General features: G+C 69.9%; 15 protein-coding genes and 1 pseudogene. 1 reads left to right on the forward strand and 15 read right to left on the reverse strand.

Features of this window, described 5'->3' with window-relative positions; genetic code table 11:
• The 8 genes and pseudogenes from V7053_RS02420 to V7053_RS02455 form a co-directional block, all read right to left on the reverse strand.
• Positions 1–119, reverse strand: a pseudogene (locus tag V7053_RS02420) (helix-turn-helix domain-containing protein); the annotation flags it as partial.
• Between the two features lie 158 nt (positions 120–277).
• A complete protein-coding gene (locus V7053_RS02425; protein ID WP_334170674.1) occupies positions 278–745 on the reverse strand; it encodes a CinA family protein in 468 nt (155 codons plus the stop codon).
• Positions 746–752: 7 nt separating this feature from the next.
• Positions 753–1325, reverse strand: a complete 573-nt coding sequence (pgsA, locus tag V7053_RS02430; RefSeq protein WP_334170721.1) for a CDP-diacylglycerol--glycerol-3-phosphate 3-phosphatidyltransferase — start codon at positions 1323–1325, stop codon at positions 753–755.
• A 60-nt stretch (positions 1326–1385) separates the two neighbouring features.
• A complete protein-coding gene (locus V7053_RS02435) occupies positions 1386–4292 on the reverse strand; it encodes an FtsK/SpoIIIE family DNA translocase (RefSeq protein WP_334170675.1) in 2907 nt (968 codons plus the stop codon).
• A 94-nt stretch (positions 4293–4386) separates the two neighbouring features.
• Positions 4387–6078 (reverse strand): ribonuclease J, encoded by a 1692-nt coding sequence (locus V7053_RS02440; RefSeq protein ID WP_334170676.1) that lies wholly within the window; start codon positions 6076–6078, stop codon positions 4387–4389.
• A gap of 46 nt (positions 6079–6124) precedes the next feature.
• Positions 6125–7033 carry a 4-hydroxy-tetrahydrodipicolinate synthase gene (gene dapA / locus V7053_RS02445; protein WP_334170677.1) on the reverse strand — a complete coding sequence of 303 codons (909 nt, stop codon included), beginning with the start codon at positions 7031–7033 and terminating at the stop codon, positions 6125–6127.
• A 53-nt stretch (positions 7034–7086) separates the two neighbouring features.
• Positions 7087–7836 (reverse strand): carbon-nitrogen hydrolase family protein, encoded by a 750-nt coding sequence (locus V7053_RS02450; protein WP_334170678.1) that lies wholly within the window; start codon positions 7834–7836, stop codon positions 7087–7089.
• Positions 7837–7868: 32 nt separating this feature from the next.
• A complete protein-coding gene (locus V7053_RS02455) occupies positions 7869–8147 on the reverse strand; it encodes a hypothetical protein (RefSeq protein ID WP_334170679.1) in 279 nt (92 codons plus the stop codon).
• Between the two features lie 115 nt (positions 8148–8262).
• Between V7053_RS02455 and V7053_RS02460 the strand changes: the two genes are divergently transcribed.
• On the forward strand, positions 8263–9528 hold the full coding sequence (locus tag V7053_RS02460) for a heparan-alpha-glucosaminide N-acetyltransferase domain-containing protein (RefSeq protein WP_334170680.1): 1266 nt from the start codon (positions 8263–8265) through the stop codon (positions 9526–9528).
• Here the strand turns inward: V7053_RS02460 and V7053_RS02465 are convergent.
• The 7 genes from V7053_RS02465 to V7053_RS02495 all read right to left on the reverse strand — a co-directional run.
• Positions 9500–9982, reverse strand: coding sequence for a hypothetical protein (locus tag V7053_RS02465; protein WP_334170681.1), 483 nt, complete (start codon positions 9980–9982; stop codon positions 9500–9502). The two genes, V7053_RS02460 and V7053_RS02465, sit on opposite strands and share 29 nt — an antisense overlap.
• A 2-nt stretch (positions 9983–9984) precedes the next feature.
• Positions 9985–10743: a 4-hydroxy-tetrahydrodipicolinate reductase gene (gene dapB, locus V7053_RS02470; RefSeq protein WP_334170682.1), complete on the reverse strand. Its 759-nt coding sequence runs from the start codon at positions 10741–10743 to the stop codon at positions 9985–9987.
• Positions 10744–10766: 23 nt separating this feature from the next.
• Entirely contained in the window at positions 10767–11240 is a 474-nt protein-coding gene (locus V7053_RS02475) for a molybdenum cofactor biosynthesis protein MoaE (RefSeq protein ID WP_334170683.1), read from the reverse strand.
• Positions 11230–11706 carry a MogA/MoaB family molybdenum cofactor biosynthesis protein gene (locus tag V7053_RS02480; protein ID WP_334170684.1) on the reverse strand — a complete coding sequence of 159 codons (477 nt, stop codon included), beginning with the start codon at positions 11704–11706 and terminating at the stop codon, positions 11230–11232. Before V7053_RS02480 ends, V7053_RS02475 begins: the two co-directional genes overlap by 11 nt.
• On the reverse strand, positions 11703–12215 hold the full coding sequence (gene moaC, locus V7053_RS02485) for a cyclic pyranopterin monophosphate synthase MoaC (protein ID WP_334170685.1): 513 nt from the start codon (positions 12213–12215) through the stop codon (positions 11703–11705). Before moaC ends, V7053_RS02480 begins: the two co-directional genes overlap by 4 nt.
• Complete coding sequence (locus tag V7053_RS02490; RefSeq protein WP_334170686.1) at positions 12203–13411, reverse strand: molybdopterin molybdotransferase MoeA; 1209 nt, start codon at positions 13409–13411, stop codon at positions 12203–12205. Before V7053_RS02490 ends, moaC begins: the two co-directional genes overlap by 13 nt.
• A 3-nt stretch (positions 13412–13414) precedes the next feature.
• On the reverse strand, positions 13415–14567 hold a 1153-nt coding region (locus tag V7053_RS02495; protein ID WP_334170687.1), incomplete at its 5' end, for a molybdopterin-dependent oxidoreductase.

Consider the following 14567-nt stretch of genomic DNA (forward strand, 5'->3'; position numbering starts at 1 on the left):
CCAATCTCATGACGCAGAACAACCATCTTGCGCTCCTTCTTCTCTTCAGGGGCGATTTCAGCCAAGCCCACATCGCGCCAGCGGACTACGCCATTGACGGTTACGGGCTGCTTGACCATATGAATCAGTGCGCTCCTTATTGGCGGGGCCCGGCCTCCCGGGCTTCCGTGTGACCCATCCTAATGCCGCCCATTCGTGACGACACTAGAGAAAACTCTCCGGCGTGATGGTTTGTTCCCCGGCCACGCCCGAGCCAACCCAAAGTCACAGCTCGCTCTCAGCTGATGGCGGCGAACAGCAGCTCGAGTGCGGCGTCCCGCGCAGCTTGCCGGATCTCCCCGCGCGACCCCGAGAAGTGGCATTCGCGCACCGCGGTGCGGTCGGGGCCCGCCACGGCGACAAATACCGTGCCGACCGGCTTGCCGTCCAAGGCGTCGGGGCCGGCGACCCCCGTCGTCGATACCCCATAGTCGGCTCCGCAGGCCGCTCGCGCCCCCTGCGCCATCTGCCGCGCGACCTCGGCATCCACCGAGCCGACCTCCGCGAGGAGCTGCGGTGAGACGTCGAGCAGGCCTGCCTTGACCTCGCTCGCGTAACTCACGACTCCGCCGCGCAGCATCCCGGAGGCGCCTGGGACGTCGGCGAGCGTCGCTGCGACAAGCCCGGCGGTCAGCGATTCCGCCGTGGCTGCCGTGACGCCCTTGGCGATGAAGGCCGCGACCACGTCTTGGGCTCGAACAGTCATCCTCGGTTCACCTTGCCCTCAGCGCCTCGGCACGGAGGCGTGCCGCTTTGAGCACGTAATCGGCTCCGGTCACGACCGTCACAGCGACAGCAGCCAGCATGACGACGAGCGCGACCACGGGAACCGCCGGGGCCACCAGCCGCAGCGGAAGGAGGAACAGAACGAGTGCGATCGTCTGCAGCACCGTCTTGAGCTTCCCGCCGGAAGACGCCGGCATCACGCCGTAGCGGATCACGACGAAACGCAGGGCTGTGATGCCCCATTCGCGGACGAGGATCACCAGGGTGATCCACCACGGGAGCTCGCCCAGCACCGAGAGCAGGACGAGCGCGGCACCCGTGAGGAGCTTGTCGGCGATGGGGTCGGCGATCTTCCCGAAGTTCGTGACGAGATTGCGGCGGCGGGCGATCTGGCCGTCGAGCTGATCGGTGTACATCGCGACGGCGAAGGCGCCTACCGCGAACCATCGCAGTGGTCCCTGCCGCGAGCCGTCCGCAAGCATGAACCAGACGAACACGGGTACGAGGACGATCCTGAACATCGTCAGGACGTTCGGCAGATTCCAGATCTGCGACGGCACCGTTCCGTTCTGCTCAGGACCCCTCTGCTCGGGCGGCGGCGCGTTGGTCACTAACCCAGACTAGCGGCCGGTGAGCTGCCAGGCGTCCTCGCCGCCGTCGTCGTCCTCGTCGTAGTAGTCCACGGCTTGGGTCCTGTCGTCCAGATCCGCGGCCACGAGGTCCTCGGCGTAGGGCGAGTCGACCGCCTGATCGCCGAGACGGTGGTTGGCGTTCGCGTTGTCCGCAAGGGCCTGCTCGGCGTGGCTCGCCGGAGAGGCGGACGACGGCGAGTCCTCGCCCCGGAGCGCGGCCAGCACCGCGGGCAGGTCGTCCGGCTTGACCAGGACGTCGCGCGCCTTCGAACCCTCCGACGGGCCGACGACGCCGCGGCTCTCGAGGAGATCCATGAGCCGCCCGGCCTTCGCGAAGCCGACCCGAAGCTTCCGCTGGAGCATCGACGTCGAGCCGAACTGAGTCGTCACGACGAGCTCCGTCGCCTGGAGCAGGACCTCGAGGTCGTCGCCGATCTCCTCGTCGATCTGCTTCTTCTCGGGCTCGGCCGCGACGTCCTCGCGGTACGTCACCTGCAGCTGGCCCTTGACGTGCTCGACGACCTGATGGATCTCCGACTCGGAGACCCAGGCGCCCTGCACGCGCATCGGCTTCGAGGCCCCCATGGGGAGGAAGAGGGCGTCACCCTGACCGATGAGCTTCTCCGCGCCCGGCTGGTCGAGGACGACTCGCGAGTCTGTCACGGACGACGTCGCAAACGCCATGCGTGAGGGGACGTTCGCCTTGATGAGGCCGGTCACGACGTCGACCGACGGCCTCTGGGTCGCGAGCACGAGGTGGATGCCCGCCGCGCGCGCGAGCTGGGTGATGCGGACGATCGAGTCCTCGACGTCCCGCGGGGCGACCATCATGAGGTCCGCGAGCTCGTCGACGATCACGAGAAGGTAGGGATAGGCCTTGATCTTTCGCTCGGAGCCCGGTGGGGGCACCACCTTGCCCGCGCGCACCGCCTTGTTGAAGTCGTCGATGTGCTTGAAGCCATAGTTTGCGAGGTCGTCGTAGCGGGCGTCCATTTCGCGCACGACCCACTGGAGCGCCTCGGCCGCCTTCTTCGGATTCGTGATGATCGGCGTGATGAGGTGCGGCACGCCCTCGTAGGCCGTGAGTTCGACGCGCTTGGGGTCGACCATGACCATGCGGACCTCGTCGGGCGTCGCCCGCACGAGGATCGAGGTGATCATCGAGTTCACGAACGACGACTTGCCGGCACCCGTGGCACCCGCGACGAGCAGGTGAGGCATCTTCGCAAGGTTTGCGACGACGAAGCCGCCCTCGACGTCCTTCCCGACCCCCATGACCATGGGATGGTCGGTGCGCCGGGCGTTCTGGCTGCGCAGGACGTCGCCGAGAGAGACCGTCTCACGGTCGGTGTTGGGGATCTCGATGCCGATCGCGCTCTTGCCCGGGATCGGGCTCAGAATGCGCACGTCGGAACTCGCCACGGCGTACGCGATGTTCTTGCTCAGCGCGGTGACCTTCTCGACCTTCGTCCCGGACGCGAGCTCGATCTCGTACCGCGTGACCGTCGGGCCCCGGCTGAAGCCCGTCACTTCGGCGTCGACGTTGAACTGCTGGAGCGTGTTGGTCAGCGCTGCGACGATCGCGTCGTTGGCCTCGGTGCGCTCCTTCGGGGCCGTGCCCTGAACGAGGAGCTCCGACGACGGGAGGGTGTACGTGACGTCGCCGGCAAGCTGGAGCTGCTCGGTGCGCTGGGGAATGGGCGACGGCGGTGCGGCCGGGGGCCGGGGAGCGGACGGCACGACGGGGCCGCCCTGAGCGACGGCTGCGGGAACTGCGACGGTCGGAATCGATTCCGTGGCATCCTCCGGCGCCTTCGCGTCGGGGCCCTTGCCGCCGCCGCGGGCGGCCCTGATCTTCTCGATCGCCGCCTCTGCCTGCGAGCGGCCCGGCGCGGGCAGGGCCTCGGTCCGGTCGGCCTCCCCGACCACGGCCTGCTCGTAGGGCTCGTCGCCCGCGAAGCCGTCCGCAAGTTCCGCATCGTCGGCCGCGTCGTCGCGGCCGAAGAGCCGGCGCTTCTTCTTGGGCGCCTTCTCGGGGCTCCGCGCAGCCTCACGGGCTCGCCGCTCGGAGTCGTAGAGATAGCTGCGATCGTGGGCGCCGTCGTCGTCGTGGTCCACGAGGTCCTCGCCCACGAGGTGATTCCAGGCTCCCCGGAGCCGCCGCGGGATCGCCGTGAACGGCGTCGCCGTGACGATCAGAACGGAGACGAAGGCCAGGAACGAGTAAACGACGAGCGGAACTGCCGGGTGAATGGACGCCAAGAGCGAAGCCGCGAGGAACCCGAGCATGCCCCCCGCACGGCGCAGCCCGTCGAAGCCGTCGGAAACTGACGGAAGGCCCCCGATGACATCGGCGATACCGGTGCCTGAGAAGGCCATGATCAAGAAGCCGATGCCGACGCGGTTGTTCCCGCGCTGGTCCTCAGGATGGCGGAACAGCCGGAAGGCGCAGACGGCGAGCATGAGAGGGAGCACGAGCGAGATCCAGCCGAAGGTCCCGTTCACGACCGCATAGACCACGTCCGGGAACCAGCCGTGCCAGCCCCACCACGCGAAGGTCGCGATGAACACGGCCAGTGCGAGATTGAACAGCCCAGCGCCGTCCCTGCGGGCCTCAGGATCGACGTCGCTCACGTCCGTGCCGATGCGCCGCACTCCTGCACCCACCGCGTGGGCGACGCCCTGCCACGCTCCCCCGATCACCCGGGCGAGCCAGGGCTGGCCGGAGTCCCGGGTCGTGACGCCGGAGGACCTGCCCGACGGGCGCTTCGATCCGGAGCCGGAGCTCCTGGCTGGGCCGGAGCCCTTGGCGGGGCCGGAGCCCTTGGCCTGGCCGGATCGGGGAGCGCGGCCGGACCGAGTGGTGGGTGGCGCGGAAGAGGTGCGAGTCGCCATGATCCCTACGGTAGCGCGGAAGGCCGCCGAATCCGGGGACATCCACGACAGGCGTCCTCAGTTCGGCGGCCCTCGTCCGGCCCGCGGTATCCGATCAGGCCTCGAGCACGACCGGAATGATCATCGGGCGCCGCCGCAGCTTGCGGCTCACCCACGTGCCGATCACGCGCCGCACCACTTGCTGGAGCTGGTAGGCCGTGTGGTCCGGCTTTGCGAGGATCGCCTCCTCGAGCGCCTCGTTGACCTTTGGAATGATGTCGTCGAAGACGGCGTCGTCCTCCGCCACGCCACGGGCATGGATCTCGGGGCCCGAGACAACCTTGCCCGTCGAGCGGTTCACGACCGTGATGACCGAGATGAAGCCCTCGTCGCCCAGGATCCGGCGGTCTTTGAGATCGGCGTCGGTAATGGCACCGACGCTGCTGCCGTCGACGTACACGAAGCCGACCTCAACCTGCCCCACGATCCGCGCCCGCCCGTTCGCGAGGTCGACGACGGTGCCGTTGTCCCCGAGGATGACGCTGTCGGGCTCCATGCCCGTCTCGAGCGCGAGGTTCCCGTTCGCGATGAGATGGCGCGTCTCGCCGTGGACGGGCATCGCGTTGAGGGGCTCGATGATGTTGTAGCAGTAGAGGAGCTCCCCCGCCGCCGCGTGGCCCGAGACGTGGACCTTGGCGTTGCCCTTGTGGACGACGTTCGCGCCGAGCTTGAGCAGGCCGTTGATGACGCGGAACACCGCGTTCTCGTTGCCCGGGATGAGCGACGACGCGAGGATCACCATGTCCCCCGGCGTCACCTGCACCCGGTGATCGCCGTTGGCCATCCGCGACAGGGCGGCCATCGGTTCGCCCTGGGAACCCGTCGACATGAGGACGAGCTGGTGGTCCGGGTAGTCCTCGATGTGCTTGATGTCGACCAGGATGCCCGGAGGGACATCGAGGTAGCCGAGTTTCGCGGCAATCGTCATGTTCCGCACCATGGAGCGCCCGACGAAGGCGACCTTGCGGCCGTGGTGGTGGGCGGCGTCGAGCACCTGCTGCACTCGGTGGACGTGGGACGAGAAGCTCGCGACGATGATCCGCTTGCGCGCCTGGCCGAACAGTCGGTCGAGCACAGGCCCGATCTCCTTCTCGGCCGTCGTGAAGCCCGGGATGTCCGCGTTCGTCGAATCGGCCATCAGGAGGTCCACGCCCTCCTCGCCCAACCGCGCGAAGTGCCGCAGGTCGGTGATGCGCCCGTCGAGCGGGAGCTGGTCCATCTTGAAGTCACCCGTGTGGAGCACGTTTCCGCCCGCCGTGCGGATGAACACCGCGAGCGCGTCGGGAATCGAGTGGTTGACTGCAACGAACTCGGTCTGGAAGGGACCGAAGTCGAGGACCTGGCCCTCTTCGACGACGCGCAGGACCGGGGTGATGCGGTGCTCGGCGAGCTTCGCCTCGACGAGGGCGAGCGTGAGCTGCGACCCCACGAGGGGAATGTCCCGGCGATGCCGGAGGAGGTAGGGGACAGCCCCGATGTGATCCTCGTGCCCATGGGTGAGCACGCAGGCCACGACGTCCTGGATGCGGTTCTCGATGTAGGAGAAGTCCGGCAGGATGAGGTCCACGCCGGGCTGGTTCTCTTCCGGGAAGAGGACGCCGCAGTCGACGATGAGGAGCTTGCCGTCGATCTCGAAGACGGCCATGTTGCGGCCGACCTCGCCCAGTCCCCCAAGGGGTACGATCCGCAGCGTGCCCTGCGGCAGCTTCGGCGGTGTTGTGAGGACCGGGAGGGCAAGTTGGGTCATTGCTTCTTCTTTCTAGGCACAAGCCATGTAGCTAAGCACCGGCCATCTAGGCAAAGTCCATTCCGGCTTCGGCCAGATCGGCTCGGATGAGGGCGAGCTCCGCGTCGCCCGGCTCCACCAGCGGGAGTCGGACAGTGGAGGTGGGCAGGACTCCCTGCCACGTGAGAACTTGCTTGGTCGCGACCGCGCCCTGGACGCGGGTCATGACGCCCCGAATCACGGGGTCGAGTTCGAAGTGGATCCTGCGGGCCGTGGCGAAGTCGCCGGCGAGGGCGGCGTCCACGAGAGCGCGGAACTGCTTGGTCGCGACGTGGGCCGTGACGCTGACAACGCCGAGCGCTCCCGCAGCCATCCACGGGAGGGTGAGGCCGTCGTCGCCGGAGTAGACGGCGAGGCCGGTCTTGGCGAGGACCCGGGTGATCGAGGCGAAGTCTGCCTTGGCATCCTTGAGGCCCTGGATGTTCGGGTGCTCGGCGAGCCGCAGGATCGTCTCGGTCGCGATCGGGATGCCCGTGCGCCCGGGGATGTCGTAGAGCATCACGGGTAGCTCGGTTGCGGACGCGATGGCCTCGAAATGGGCCTGGACGCCTGCCTGGCTGGGCTTGTTGTAGTAGGGGGTGACAAGGAGGAGGCCATCCACCCCGAGGTCCGCTGCCCGGCGCGAGAGCCTGATGGAGTGGCGAGTATCGTTCGTTCCGGTTCCGGCGATGACCTTGGCCCGGCCACCGACGGCCGCGAGGACCGCCTGGAACATGCCGAGGTTCTCCTCGTCCGTGAGGGTCGAGGTCTCTCCGGTGGTGCCCGTGACGACCAAGCCGTCGCACCCGTCGTCGACAAGCTTCGCTGCCAGCTGACCCGCCGCTTCGTAGTCGACCTCGCCGTCCTTGGTGAAAGGGGTCACCATGGCGGTCAGGAGAGTGCCGAAAGTTTGCGTCCGGATGTCAGAGTCAGCCATGCTCAAAACGTTACCCTGTCGCGGCACGTCCTGGACAACGAGGACTGCCCGGTTTACCGCCGGTAACGGTCGAGCGCGGACCTGAAGAGAAGGGCCGAGACGACCTCTGGGCCGGTTCCCCGCGAGTGGGTCATCCGGTGCCCGTCGGGACCCCACACGCCGCTCCCCCCGCACGACGGGCCCAGAGAAGTCCTCCCGGCGGCATTGGCGAGGAGGGCGAAGAAGCGGCTGTCCATTGCTCGGGCGCCGAAATGCAGGTCAAGGCGCCGCTCCTCCCCCACGACGTAGACGGCGGACGCCGCGTAGAGATCGGCGCCGGCCTCCGCGGCCTCGGCGGCGTGCGTCGGCTTCGCGACGTCGAAGCACACCGCGAGCGCAATGCTCCATCCGTCGACGTCGACCAGCGTCGGCCCTTTCCCCGGCTCGAAGTAGTGTTGTTCGTCACCATGGAGGTGCGTCTTCGGCGCGATGAGGGGAATAGTGCCGGGCCGCAGGAGCACGGACGCAAGACGCGGGGTGCCATCAGGCTCCCGCACCGCTGCACCGACGACGGCAACGATCCCCATGTCCTCGCATGCCGCCTGGACCTCGGCGAGTTCGACCGACGGGTTCGTCAGCCAGCAGGCATCGTCGTCGAGCCGCGAGAGGTCGTAGCCGATGAGTGACAGCTCGGGGAAGACGGCGATCCGGGCCCCGTGGCCGTCGGCGTCTTCGAGGGCCCTGACGTGGGCGGCGATATTGGCCGAGATCCCGCCCTGGCTCGACTCGTACTGCACGGCTGCGACGGTGAGCTCAGCGGACATGCGGCCCATATTAGGGCATCAGCATGGGAGCCTCAGCGGGCTTGGAGCAGGACCACGAGACGGGCCTCGGCAGCGCGACGAAGCCCGTCGGCCCACGCCGCGAGGCGCCCCGCCGCAAGGGAGAACTCGACAAGTTCGCTCGGCCTGAGGACCTCGACATCCGCTTCCCCGAGTCGGCGCGCGGTTTCGGCGGCAAGGGGCTCGTTGGCGTCGGATGCGCCCCCGGGCGACCAGGCCTCGGGATCCGGGGCCACCTCACCGCGGGACAGGTGCGGTGGGGTGGCCCCGGAAGTCTTGGGCTGTGCCTCCATACCCCCGAGGATAATCGAATACGTCTTCGAATGGCAAGGGTGAGATTCGAACTGGGGGGCGCCGCCCAGGGGTGTCGGCGCTGGAGGGCGCGCCTCGCGTGAGAGCATGAGGGCCATGTCAGCGCGAAGACCGGCCTCCCGAACGGCCGGCACCGCTGTGCACGGGAGGGCCTTGGCCCACGGGCGTCTCCTGGGAGTGGATCTCGCGCGCGGAGCGGCCCTCCTTGCCCTGATGGCGGTGCACCTGCTGCCGATCATGCAACCCGGCCCGGCGGGGCAGCCCGAACCGACCTGGGCCGGTCTCGTCTTCTCGGGGCGGACCTCGGCGCTCTTCGGGGTGCTCGCGGGAGTCTCCCTCTCGCTCGGCGTCCCGGCTGCGGAGCGCCGCCTTGGGCTCGCGCTCCGCGGCGGGGTGATCGCCGCCGTCGGACTCTGCCTCGGCACGCTCCACGTCGGCATCGCCGTCGTGCTGGTGCAGTTCGGAGCGCTCTTCTGCTGCGTGATTCCCGCGCTGCGGCTCCGGCAGCGCGCCCTCGGGCTTCTCGCCTCGACGTGGATCCTCCTTGCACCGATCGCCGCCTACCTCGCGCGGCCATGGCTCATGGTGAATGGCCACCCGGTGCAGCTCGGGCACAACCCGACGTGGCCGGACTTGGCCGATCCCGCGCGCCTTGCCGCCGACGTCTTCGTCAACGGCAGCCTTCCGGTCCTCGAGTGCTTCGCGTACCTGCTGGTCGGGCTGTGGCTGGGGCGGCTCCCGCTCCGCCGCGCTGACCTTCAGGCCGGCCTCGTGCTCGGGGGCGCGGCGGCTGCGGTCCTCGCGAAGGCCGCCGAGTGGGCGCTCATGGTCCCTTTGGGCGGCCGTGCAGCGCTGCTCGCGACTCCTCAGGCCAGCCAATGGCCCCTCGAAGCCATGCTGCGCGTCAATCTCCTCGGCGTGCAGCAGACGGGAAGCGTCTGGTGGCTCGCGACCGCGGCCCCGCATTCAGGCACGACTCTCGATCTCCTCCACACCTCAGGGACCTCGGCGGCTGTGCTCGGTGCGTTCCTGCTGATCGCCCGGGTGCGCCCGCTCGAGCGCACGGGTATCCTGCTGCCCCTCGCTGGCGCCGGAGGCATGACTCTGACCCTCTATACGCTGCACGTGTGGGCGGTCTCGTGGTCGGAAGCGGGCGGCACCCCGGCGCTTGAGCAGGCCGGGCTTCTGGCCGTCCACGTCGTCGTCGTGCTCGCCGTCGGCCTGCTGTTCAGGGCGAACGGGTGGCGCGGTCCGCTCGAATGGGTGACGCACGGCGCATATCGCCTCGGCGCGCGGACGAGGCGTCCGGGGATAGGGCAGGGATCACCGCGCCTCAGTGCCCAGCGTCAGGGGCCCCCGTAGTCCCGCGATGGAGGGCGATCGCCCGACGCATGGCTGCACGCGCGCGTTTGCGGTCGCCGGAGGCGTCATAGGCGAGGCCCAGGCGATACCACGAGCGCCAGTCCTCAGGCGCGGCCTCGGTCTCAGCCTTGTACGTGGGGAATTCGGCGTCGGCCGACGAGCGGACGATGCGGCCGCCGGGGGTCCGCGGGAGGGCATCCACGGGCAGGCCGCCCTCGGCGTCGAGCTCGCGGCCCAGCCGCTCGAGCCCGGTGCCGAACATGATCTCTCGGACAAGGGCCCACGCCCCGATGATCGGCAGCACGAGATACGCAGCCCCAATGGCCTTGGCGATGGGCTGCGGGTCGACCAGGAGGAGGAACGCCCGATTGAAGGTGAGCACGAGGTAGAACACGAGCAGCAGGGCGACGCCCGCGACCCACAGCTTGGTTCGGTGTTCCTTGAGCCAGTCCACGCTCAGAGCCCCAGATCCAGGTAGCCGTCGAGGCCGACGGTCAGGCCCGGATGCCCGGCGGCCCGGCGAAGGCCCAGGAGGACTCCGGGCATGAACGACGCACGGTCGAACGAATCATGGCGGATCGTCAGCTGCTCCCCCTGTCCCCCGAACAGGACCTCCTGATGGGCGACGAGTCCCCGGAGCCGCACAGCGTGCACCCGGACACCGTCGACGTCGGCGCCCCGGGCGCCGTCGAGCTGCTTCTCGGTCGCATCGGGCGACGCGCCGAGACCTGCTTCGGCACGGTTCGCGGCGATGAGCTGGGCGGTCCGCACCGCGGTGCCGGAGGGAGCGTCGACCTTGTCAGGGTGGTGGAGCTCGACGATCTCGACCGACTCGAAGTAGCGGGAAGCCTTTGCAGCGAACGCCGTCGCAAGGACGGCGCCGAGCGCGAAGTTCGGCGCGACGAGCACGCCGACGCCCGAGTGCTCCGCCAGCAGAGAACGCAGCGCGTCGAGTCGCTCCGGCGTCCACCCAGTGGTGCCGACAACGGCGTGCAGGCCATGCTCGACGGCGAAGCGGACGTTCCGCTCGGTGACATCGGGCACCGTGAGATCGACGACGTAGCGGGCCCCGGCGTCGACCATCACCTCGAGGGCGTCGTCGCGCCCCAGCGCGGCCACGAGCTCCAGGTCCGGGGCCGCGTCGATGGCCTTCACCGCCTCGGAACCCATGCGCCCATGTGCGCCCAGCACTGCCACCGGAAGTCGTTCTGCCATGGGTTCAAGCCTAATCGAGCGCGTCAGCCCAGCGCGGCCACCCACTCCTTGCCGCCGTCGTCGAAGAACTGCTCCTTCCAGATGGGCACCTCGGCCTTGACCCGGTCCACGAGGTCCGAGCAGAGCCGGAACGCCTCGCCGCGGTGCGCCGATGAGACGGCGCACACGAAGGCGACGTCGCCGACCCCGAGGTCGCCGACGCGGTGCGCGATCCACACGCGCATCGCGCGCTCGGCCGCCCCGTACCGTTCGAAGTGCTCGGAGACCACCCCGTCCACCACATCGCGGAGGGTCGCCTCCGCCGTCGGGTGCGCAGTGTAGTGGAGCCGCAGGACGCCCCGGCCCTCGTCGTGGTCGCGCACGATCCCTGCGAAGGAGACGACGGCGCCGGCGTCCGCGGCGTCAACCGCGTGCCGGGCCGCGGACTCGTCAAGGCGCTCGGCGGAGATCCGTGCGTGCACAATCTCGACCCGCCCTGAGGCGCTTTCAGTGGCCATGTCCGCCCTCCAGCTGGTCGCACAGGTGGCCGATGAGCGGATCCAGCACGGTGAGCCCGTCCATGACGCCGGACGGCGAGCCCGGGAGGTTGACGACGAAGGTCCTCCCCGCGACCCCGGCGTGGCCGCGGCTGAGCGCGGCGAGCGGCGTCTTGGCCGCTCCCGCACGTCGGATGGCCTCCATGATGCCCGGAACCTCGCGGTCGAGCAGCGGGAGCGTCTCCTCGGGCGTGGCGTCGTCAGGGCTCAGACCCGTGCCGCCGCTCGTCACGACGACGGACGGCGCGAGCGCCAGGAGGGCGCGGAGCGCGGCGCCGACAGACGGGCCGTCGGGCACCACTGCGGCGGGCACGACGTCGAAGCCGTGTTCGACAAGCCAGTCCGTGATCACGGGTGCCGACTGGTCCTCGTAGACTCCCGTCGCCGCCCGGGTCGACGCGATGACGATCCCCGCACGGCGCGTCACGCGTGCTCCCCTGCCGGAAGCTCCCAGTCGCCGCTCTTCCCGCCGCTCTTGGCCAGCACCTTGACCTCGCCGATCACGGCGTGCTTGTCGACGGCCTTGACCATGTCGTAGACGCCGAGTGCGGCGACCGAAGCAGCGGTGAGGGCCTCCATCTCGACTCCGGTCACTCCGCGCGTCTTGACGGTCGCCAGGACGCGGACGGAGCTCTCGGAGAGTTCGAAGTCCACGGTCACCTTGGAGATCGGGAGGGGGTGGCACAGTGGAATGAGTTCTGGCGTCTTCTTGGCGGCCATGATGCCGGCCACGCGCGCGACGGCGAGCGCGTCGCCCTTGGGAAGGCCGCCCTCGGACAGGAGCGAGATGACCTCGGTCGTCGTGCGCAGCACGGCCTGGGCGGTCGCCTCGCGGCTCGTCTCGGGCTTCTCGCTCACGTCGACCATGTGCGCGCTGCCGTCCGCGCGCACATGTGTGAGGCTCTGGGTGGGTTCGGAGTCGTTCACAGGAGCCATACTTCCACGCTGGCCCCAACGGGGAGCTCCGTCACGTCCTCGGGAACGAGCACGAGCGCGTCCGAGGCGGCAAGCGCGCCCAGGAGGTGCGAGCCCGGCCCGCCCACGAGGCTGACGCGCCCGTCGGTCAGCAGGCGCGCGCGCCGCACCTGGAGTTTGCGGGAGGGTGAGTCGAGGGGGTCCGCGAGAGGGAGCCGGAGGCGGGGACGGGGCGCCGGTGCCCCGAGGAGCTCCGCGAGGACCGGCCTCAGGAGGATCTCCCACGAGACCCAGCAGCTCACGGGATTTCCGGGGAATCCGAGGAACGGGACACCGCCCACGGTCCCGATTCCCTGCGGGCCCCCCGGCTGCAGGGCGAGATGGACGAACTCAACGTCTGCCCCGGCGAGCGCGAGCTTGGTGGCCTCGAACGCCCCCTTCGAAACCCCGCCGGTGGTGACGAGCAGGTCCGCGGATTCGGCGGCTCCTGCGAGCGCGGCGCGGAGGGCGTCGGGCTCGTCGCTGCGGACCGCCGTCGCCCTGGCGTCGATCCCCGCCTCGCGGAGCGCCGCCACCAGGAGCGTGCCATTGGAGTCGTAGATCTGGCCGGGCGAAAGCGGCTCGCCGGGCACGGCGAGCTCGGCCCCGGTACTGAGGACGGCGACCCGGAGCGGCGGCCGGGCGGGCACCTCGGCGAGACCGAGCGCGGCGGCGAGGCCGAGCTGAGCCGGGCCGAGCCGCGCCCCGGCGGCGAGGACGACGTCGCCGGCAGCCACGTCGCTCCCGGCGCGCCGCACGAAGGTGCCGGGCTCGACCGAAGGCAGGACGACGCGCGCATGATCCGACAGCTCTGCGGCGTCGGGGAAGCGCGGAGGCCGCGCCCGTTCGACGGGAACCACGGCGTCGGCCCCTTCGGGCAGCATGGCGCCGGTCATGATGGGCGCGGCCTGCCCCCGTGCGAGTGGAACCGGGACGGCGCCGGCCGGGATGGGCTCCGCTGCGGCGAACTCATGCCCCGCCGCGAAATCCGCGCTGCGCACCGCAAAGCCGTCCATCTGCGAGTTGTCGAAGGGCGGGAGGCTCAGCGGGGCGATCAGGTCCGTGGCGAGGGCGAGGCCGAGGGCCCGGTCGAGGGGGCGAACCACGGGCTCCCTCCGGGCGAGCGGGGCGAGGAGGGCCCGGATGGACCTCCTGTGGTCGTCGACGCTCGTTCCCATGCCTCAAGCTCCTGCCTCGATGGTGACGGTGTGGTAGCCGGTCGCGCCGTCGGGCGGCGGGGGGGCCGTCTGACCCGTTTGGAGGGCGCCCGTCCCGTCCGTGGCACGCACGGTGATCTGGTGCTTCCCCGTGGAGAGGTGCACCTTCGCCGACCATTGGTACCACGTGTCCCGCGAGATCCCGGTTCCGAGCGTGGCGGGCTGCCATGGGCCTTCGTCGACCATGACCTCGACCTTGGAGATGCCGCGGTGCTGAGCCCACGCCACTCCGCCGATCATCACCTCGCCCGCTGCGACCCGGGCGGCGTCCTTCGGAACGTCGATCCGCGACGACGTCTTGATGGGGCCGCGCTCGGACCACCCGCGGGTGGACCAGTAGGCCTGGTCGGCGGCGAACGTGGTGACCTTGAGCTCGCTGACCCACTTCGTCGCGGAGACGAAACCGTAGAGGCCGGGCACGATCATCCGGACAGGGAACCCATGCTCGGGCGGGAGCGGCTCCCCGTTCATGGCGATCGCGAGCATCGCGTCGGTCCCGGGGTCCCTCAGCACCTCGAGTGGCGTGCTCGCCGTGAAGCCGTCCACACTGCGCGAGAGGACCATGTCCGCCCCGGCCTTCGGGCGTGCCCGCGCGAGCAGCTCGCGGAGCGGCCAGCCGAGCCAGCGCGCGTTGCCGATGAGGTTTCCGCCGACCGGGTTCGAGACACACGCGATCGTCACGTAGCGCTCGATGAGCGGCTGGGCCAGGAGCTCCTGCCATGAGACGCTGAGCGGCTCCTCCACCATTCCCGTGACCTGGAGCGACCAGCTGTTGGGGTCCACCGAGGGGACGACGAGGGCCGTGTCAATCCGGTAGAAGTCGGGGTTGGGAGTCACGATCGGGTCGAGGCCGGAGAGCCCCACCGACGCATCGGCCGGGACGGGCGGCGCAGGCGAGGACGGAGCGGGCAGCCTGAGGGCGTCCCGCGCGGCGCTGGCCGCGAGGGCGGTGCCGCGGACGACGGCGGTCACCACACCCCCGAGCGCGACGACGACGGCGCTGCCCGCCATCGCCCGAAGGAACTTCCGGCGGGCGAGGCCCGACTCCCCTTCGCCGCCCTGGGGGCCTCCCGCTCTGCTCTCCGGCGGGTTCTCTTCCGCCGGGTTCTCTTCCGCC

It is taken from the genome of Sinomonas sp., from assembly GCF_036848755.1.
Taxonomy (GTDB): Bacteria; Actinomycetota; Actinomycetes; order Actinomycetales; family Micrococcaceae; genus Sinomonas.

What these genes read in the sequence shown, in the direction of transcription:
- V7053_RS02490 (WP_334170686.1), bottom strand. Translation starts at nt 13,411, where the DNA reads ATGGGAACGAGCGTCGACGACCACAGGAGGTCCATCCGGGCCCTCCTC.
- V7053_RS02460 (WP_334170680.1), top strand. Translation starts at nt 8,263, where the DNA reads ATGTCAGCGCGAAGACCGGCCTCCCGAACGGCCGGCACCGCTGTGCAC.
- V7053_RS02475 (WP_334170683.1), bottom strand. Translation starts at nt 11,240, where the DNA reads ATGGCCACTGAAAGCGCCTCAGGGCGGGTCGAGATTGTGCACGCACGG.
- V7053_RS02455 (WP_334170679.1), bottom strand. Translation starts at nt 8,147, where the DNA reads ATGGAGGCACAGCCCAAGACTTCCGGGGCCACCCCACCGCACCTGTCC.
- dapB (WP_334170682.1), bottom strand. Translation starts at nt 10,743, where the DNA reads ATGGCAGAACGACTTCCGGTGGCAGTGCTGGGCGCACATGGGCGCATG.
- V7053_RS02425 (WP_334170674.1), bottom strand. Translation starts at nt 745, where the DNA reads ATGACTGTTCGAGCCCAAGACGTGGTCGCGGCCTTCATCGCCAAGGGC.
- moaC (WP_334170685.1), bottom strand. Translation starts at nt 12,215, where the DNA reads ATGGCTCCTGTGAACGACTCCGAACCCACCCAGAGCCTCACACATGTG.
- dapA (WP_334170677.1), bottom strand. Translation starts at nt 7,033, where the DNA reads ATGGCTGACTCTGACATCCGGACGCAAACTTTCGGCACTCTCCTGACC.
- V7053_RS02435 (WP_334170675.1), bottom strand. Translation starts at nt 4,292, where the DNA reads ATGGCGACTCGCACCTCTTCCGCGCCACCCACCACTCGGTCCGGCCGC.
- V7053_RS02450 (WP_334170678.1), bottom strand. Translation starts at nt 7,836, where the DNA reads ATGTCCGCTGAGCTCACCGTCGCAGCCGTGCAGTACGAGTCGAGCCAG.
- V7053_RS02440 (WP_334170676.1), bottom strand. Translation starts at nt 6,078, where the DNA reads ATGACCCAACTTGCCCTCCCGGTCCTCACAACACCGCCGAAGCTGCCG.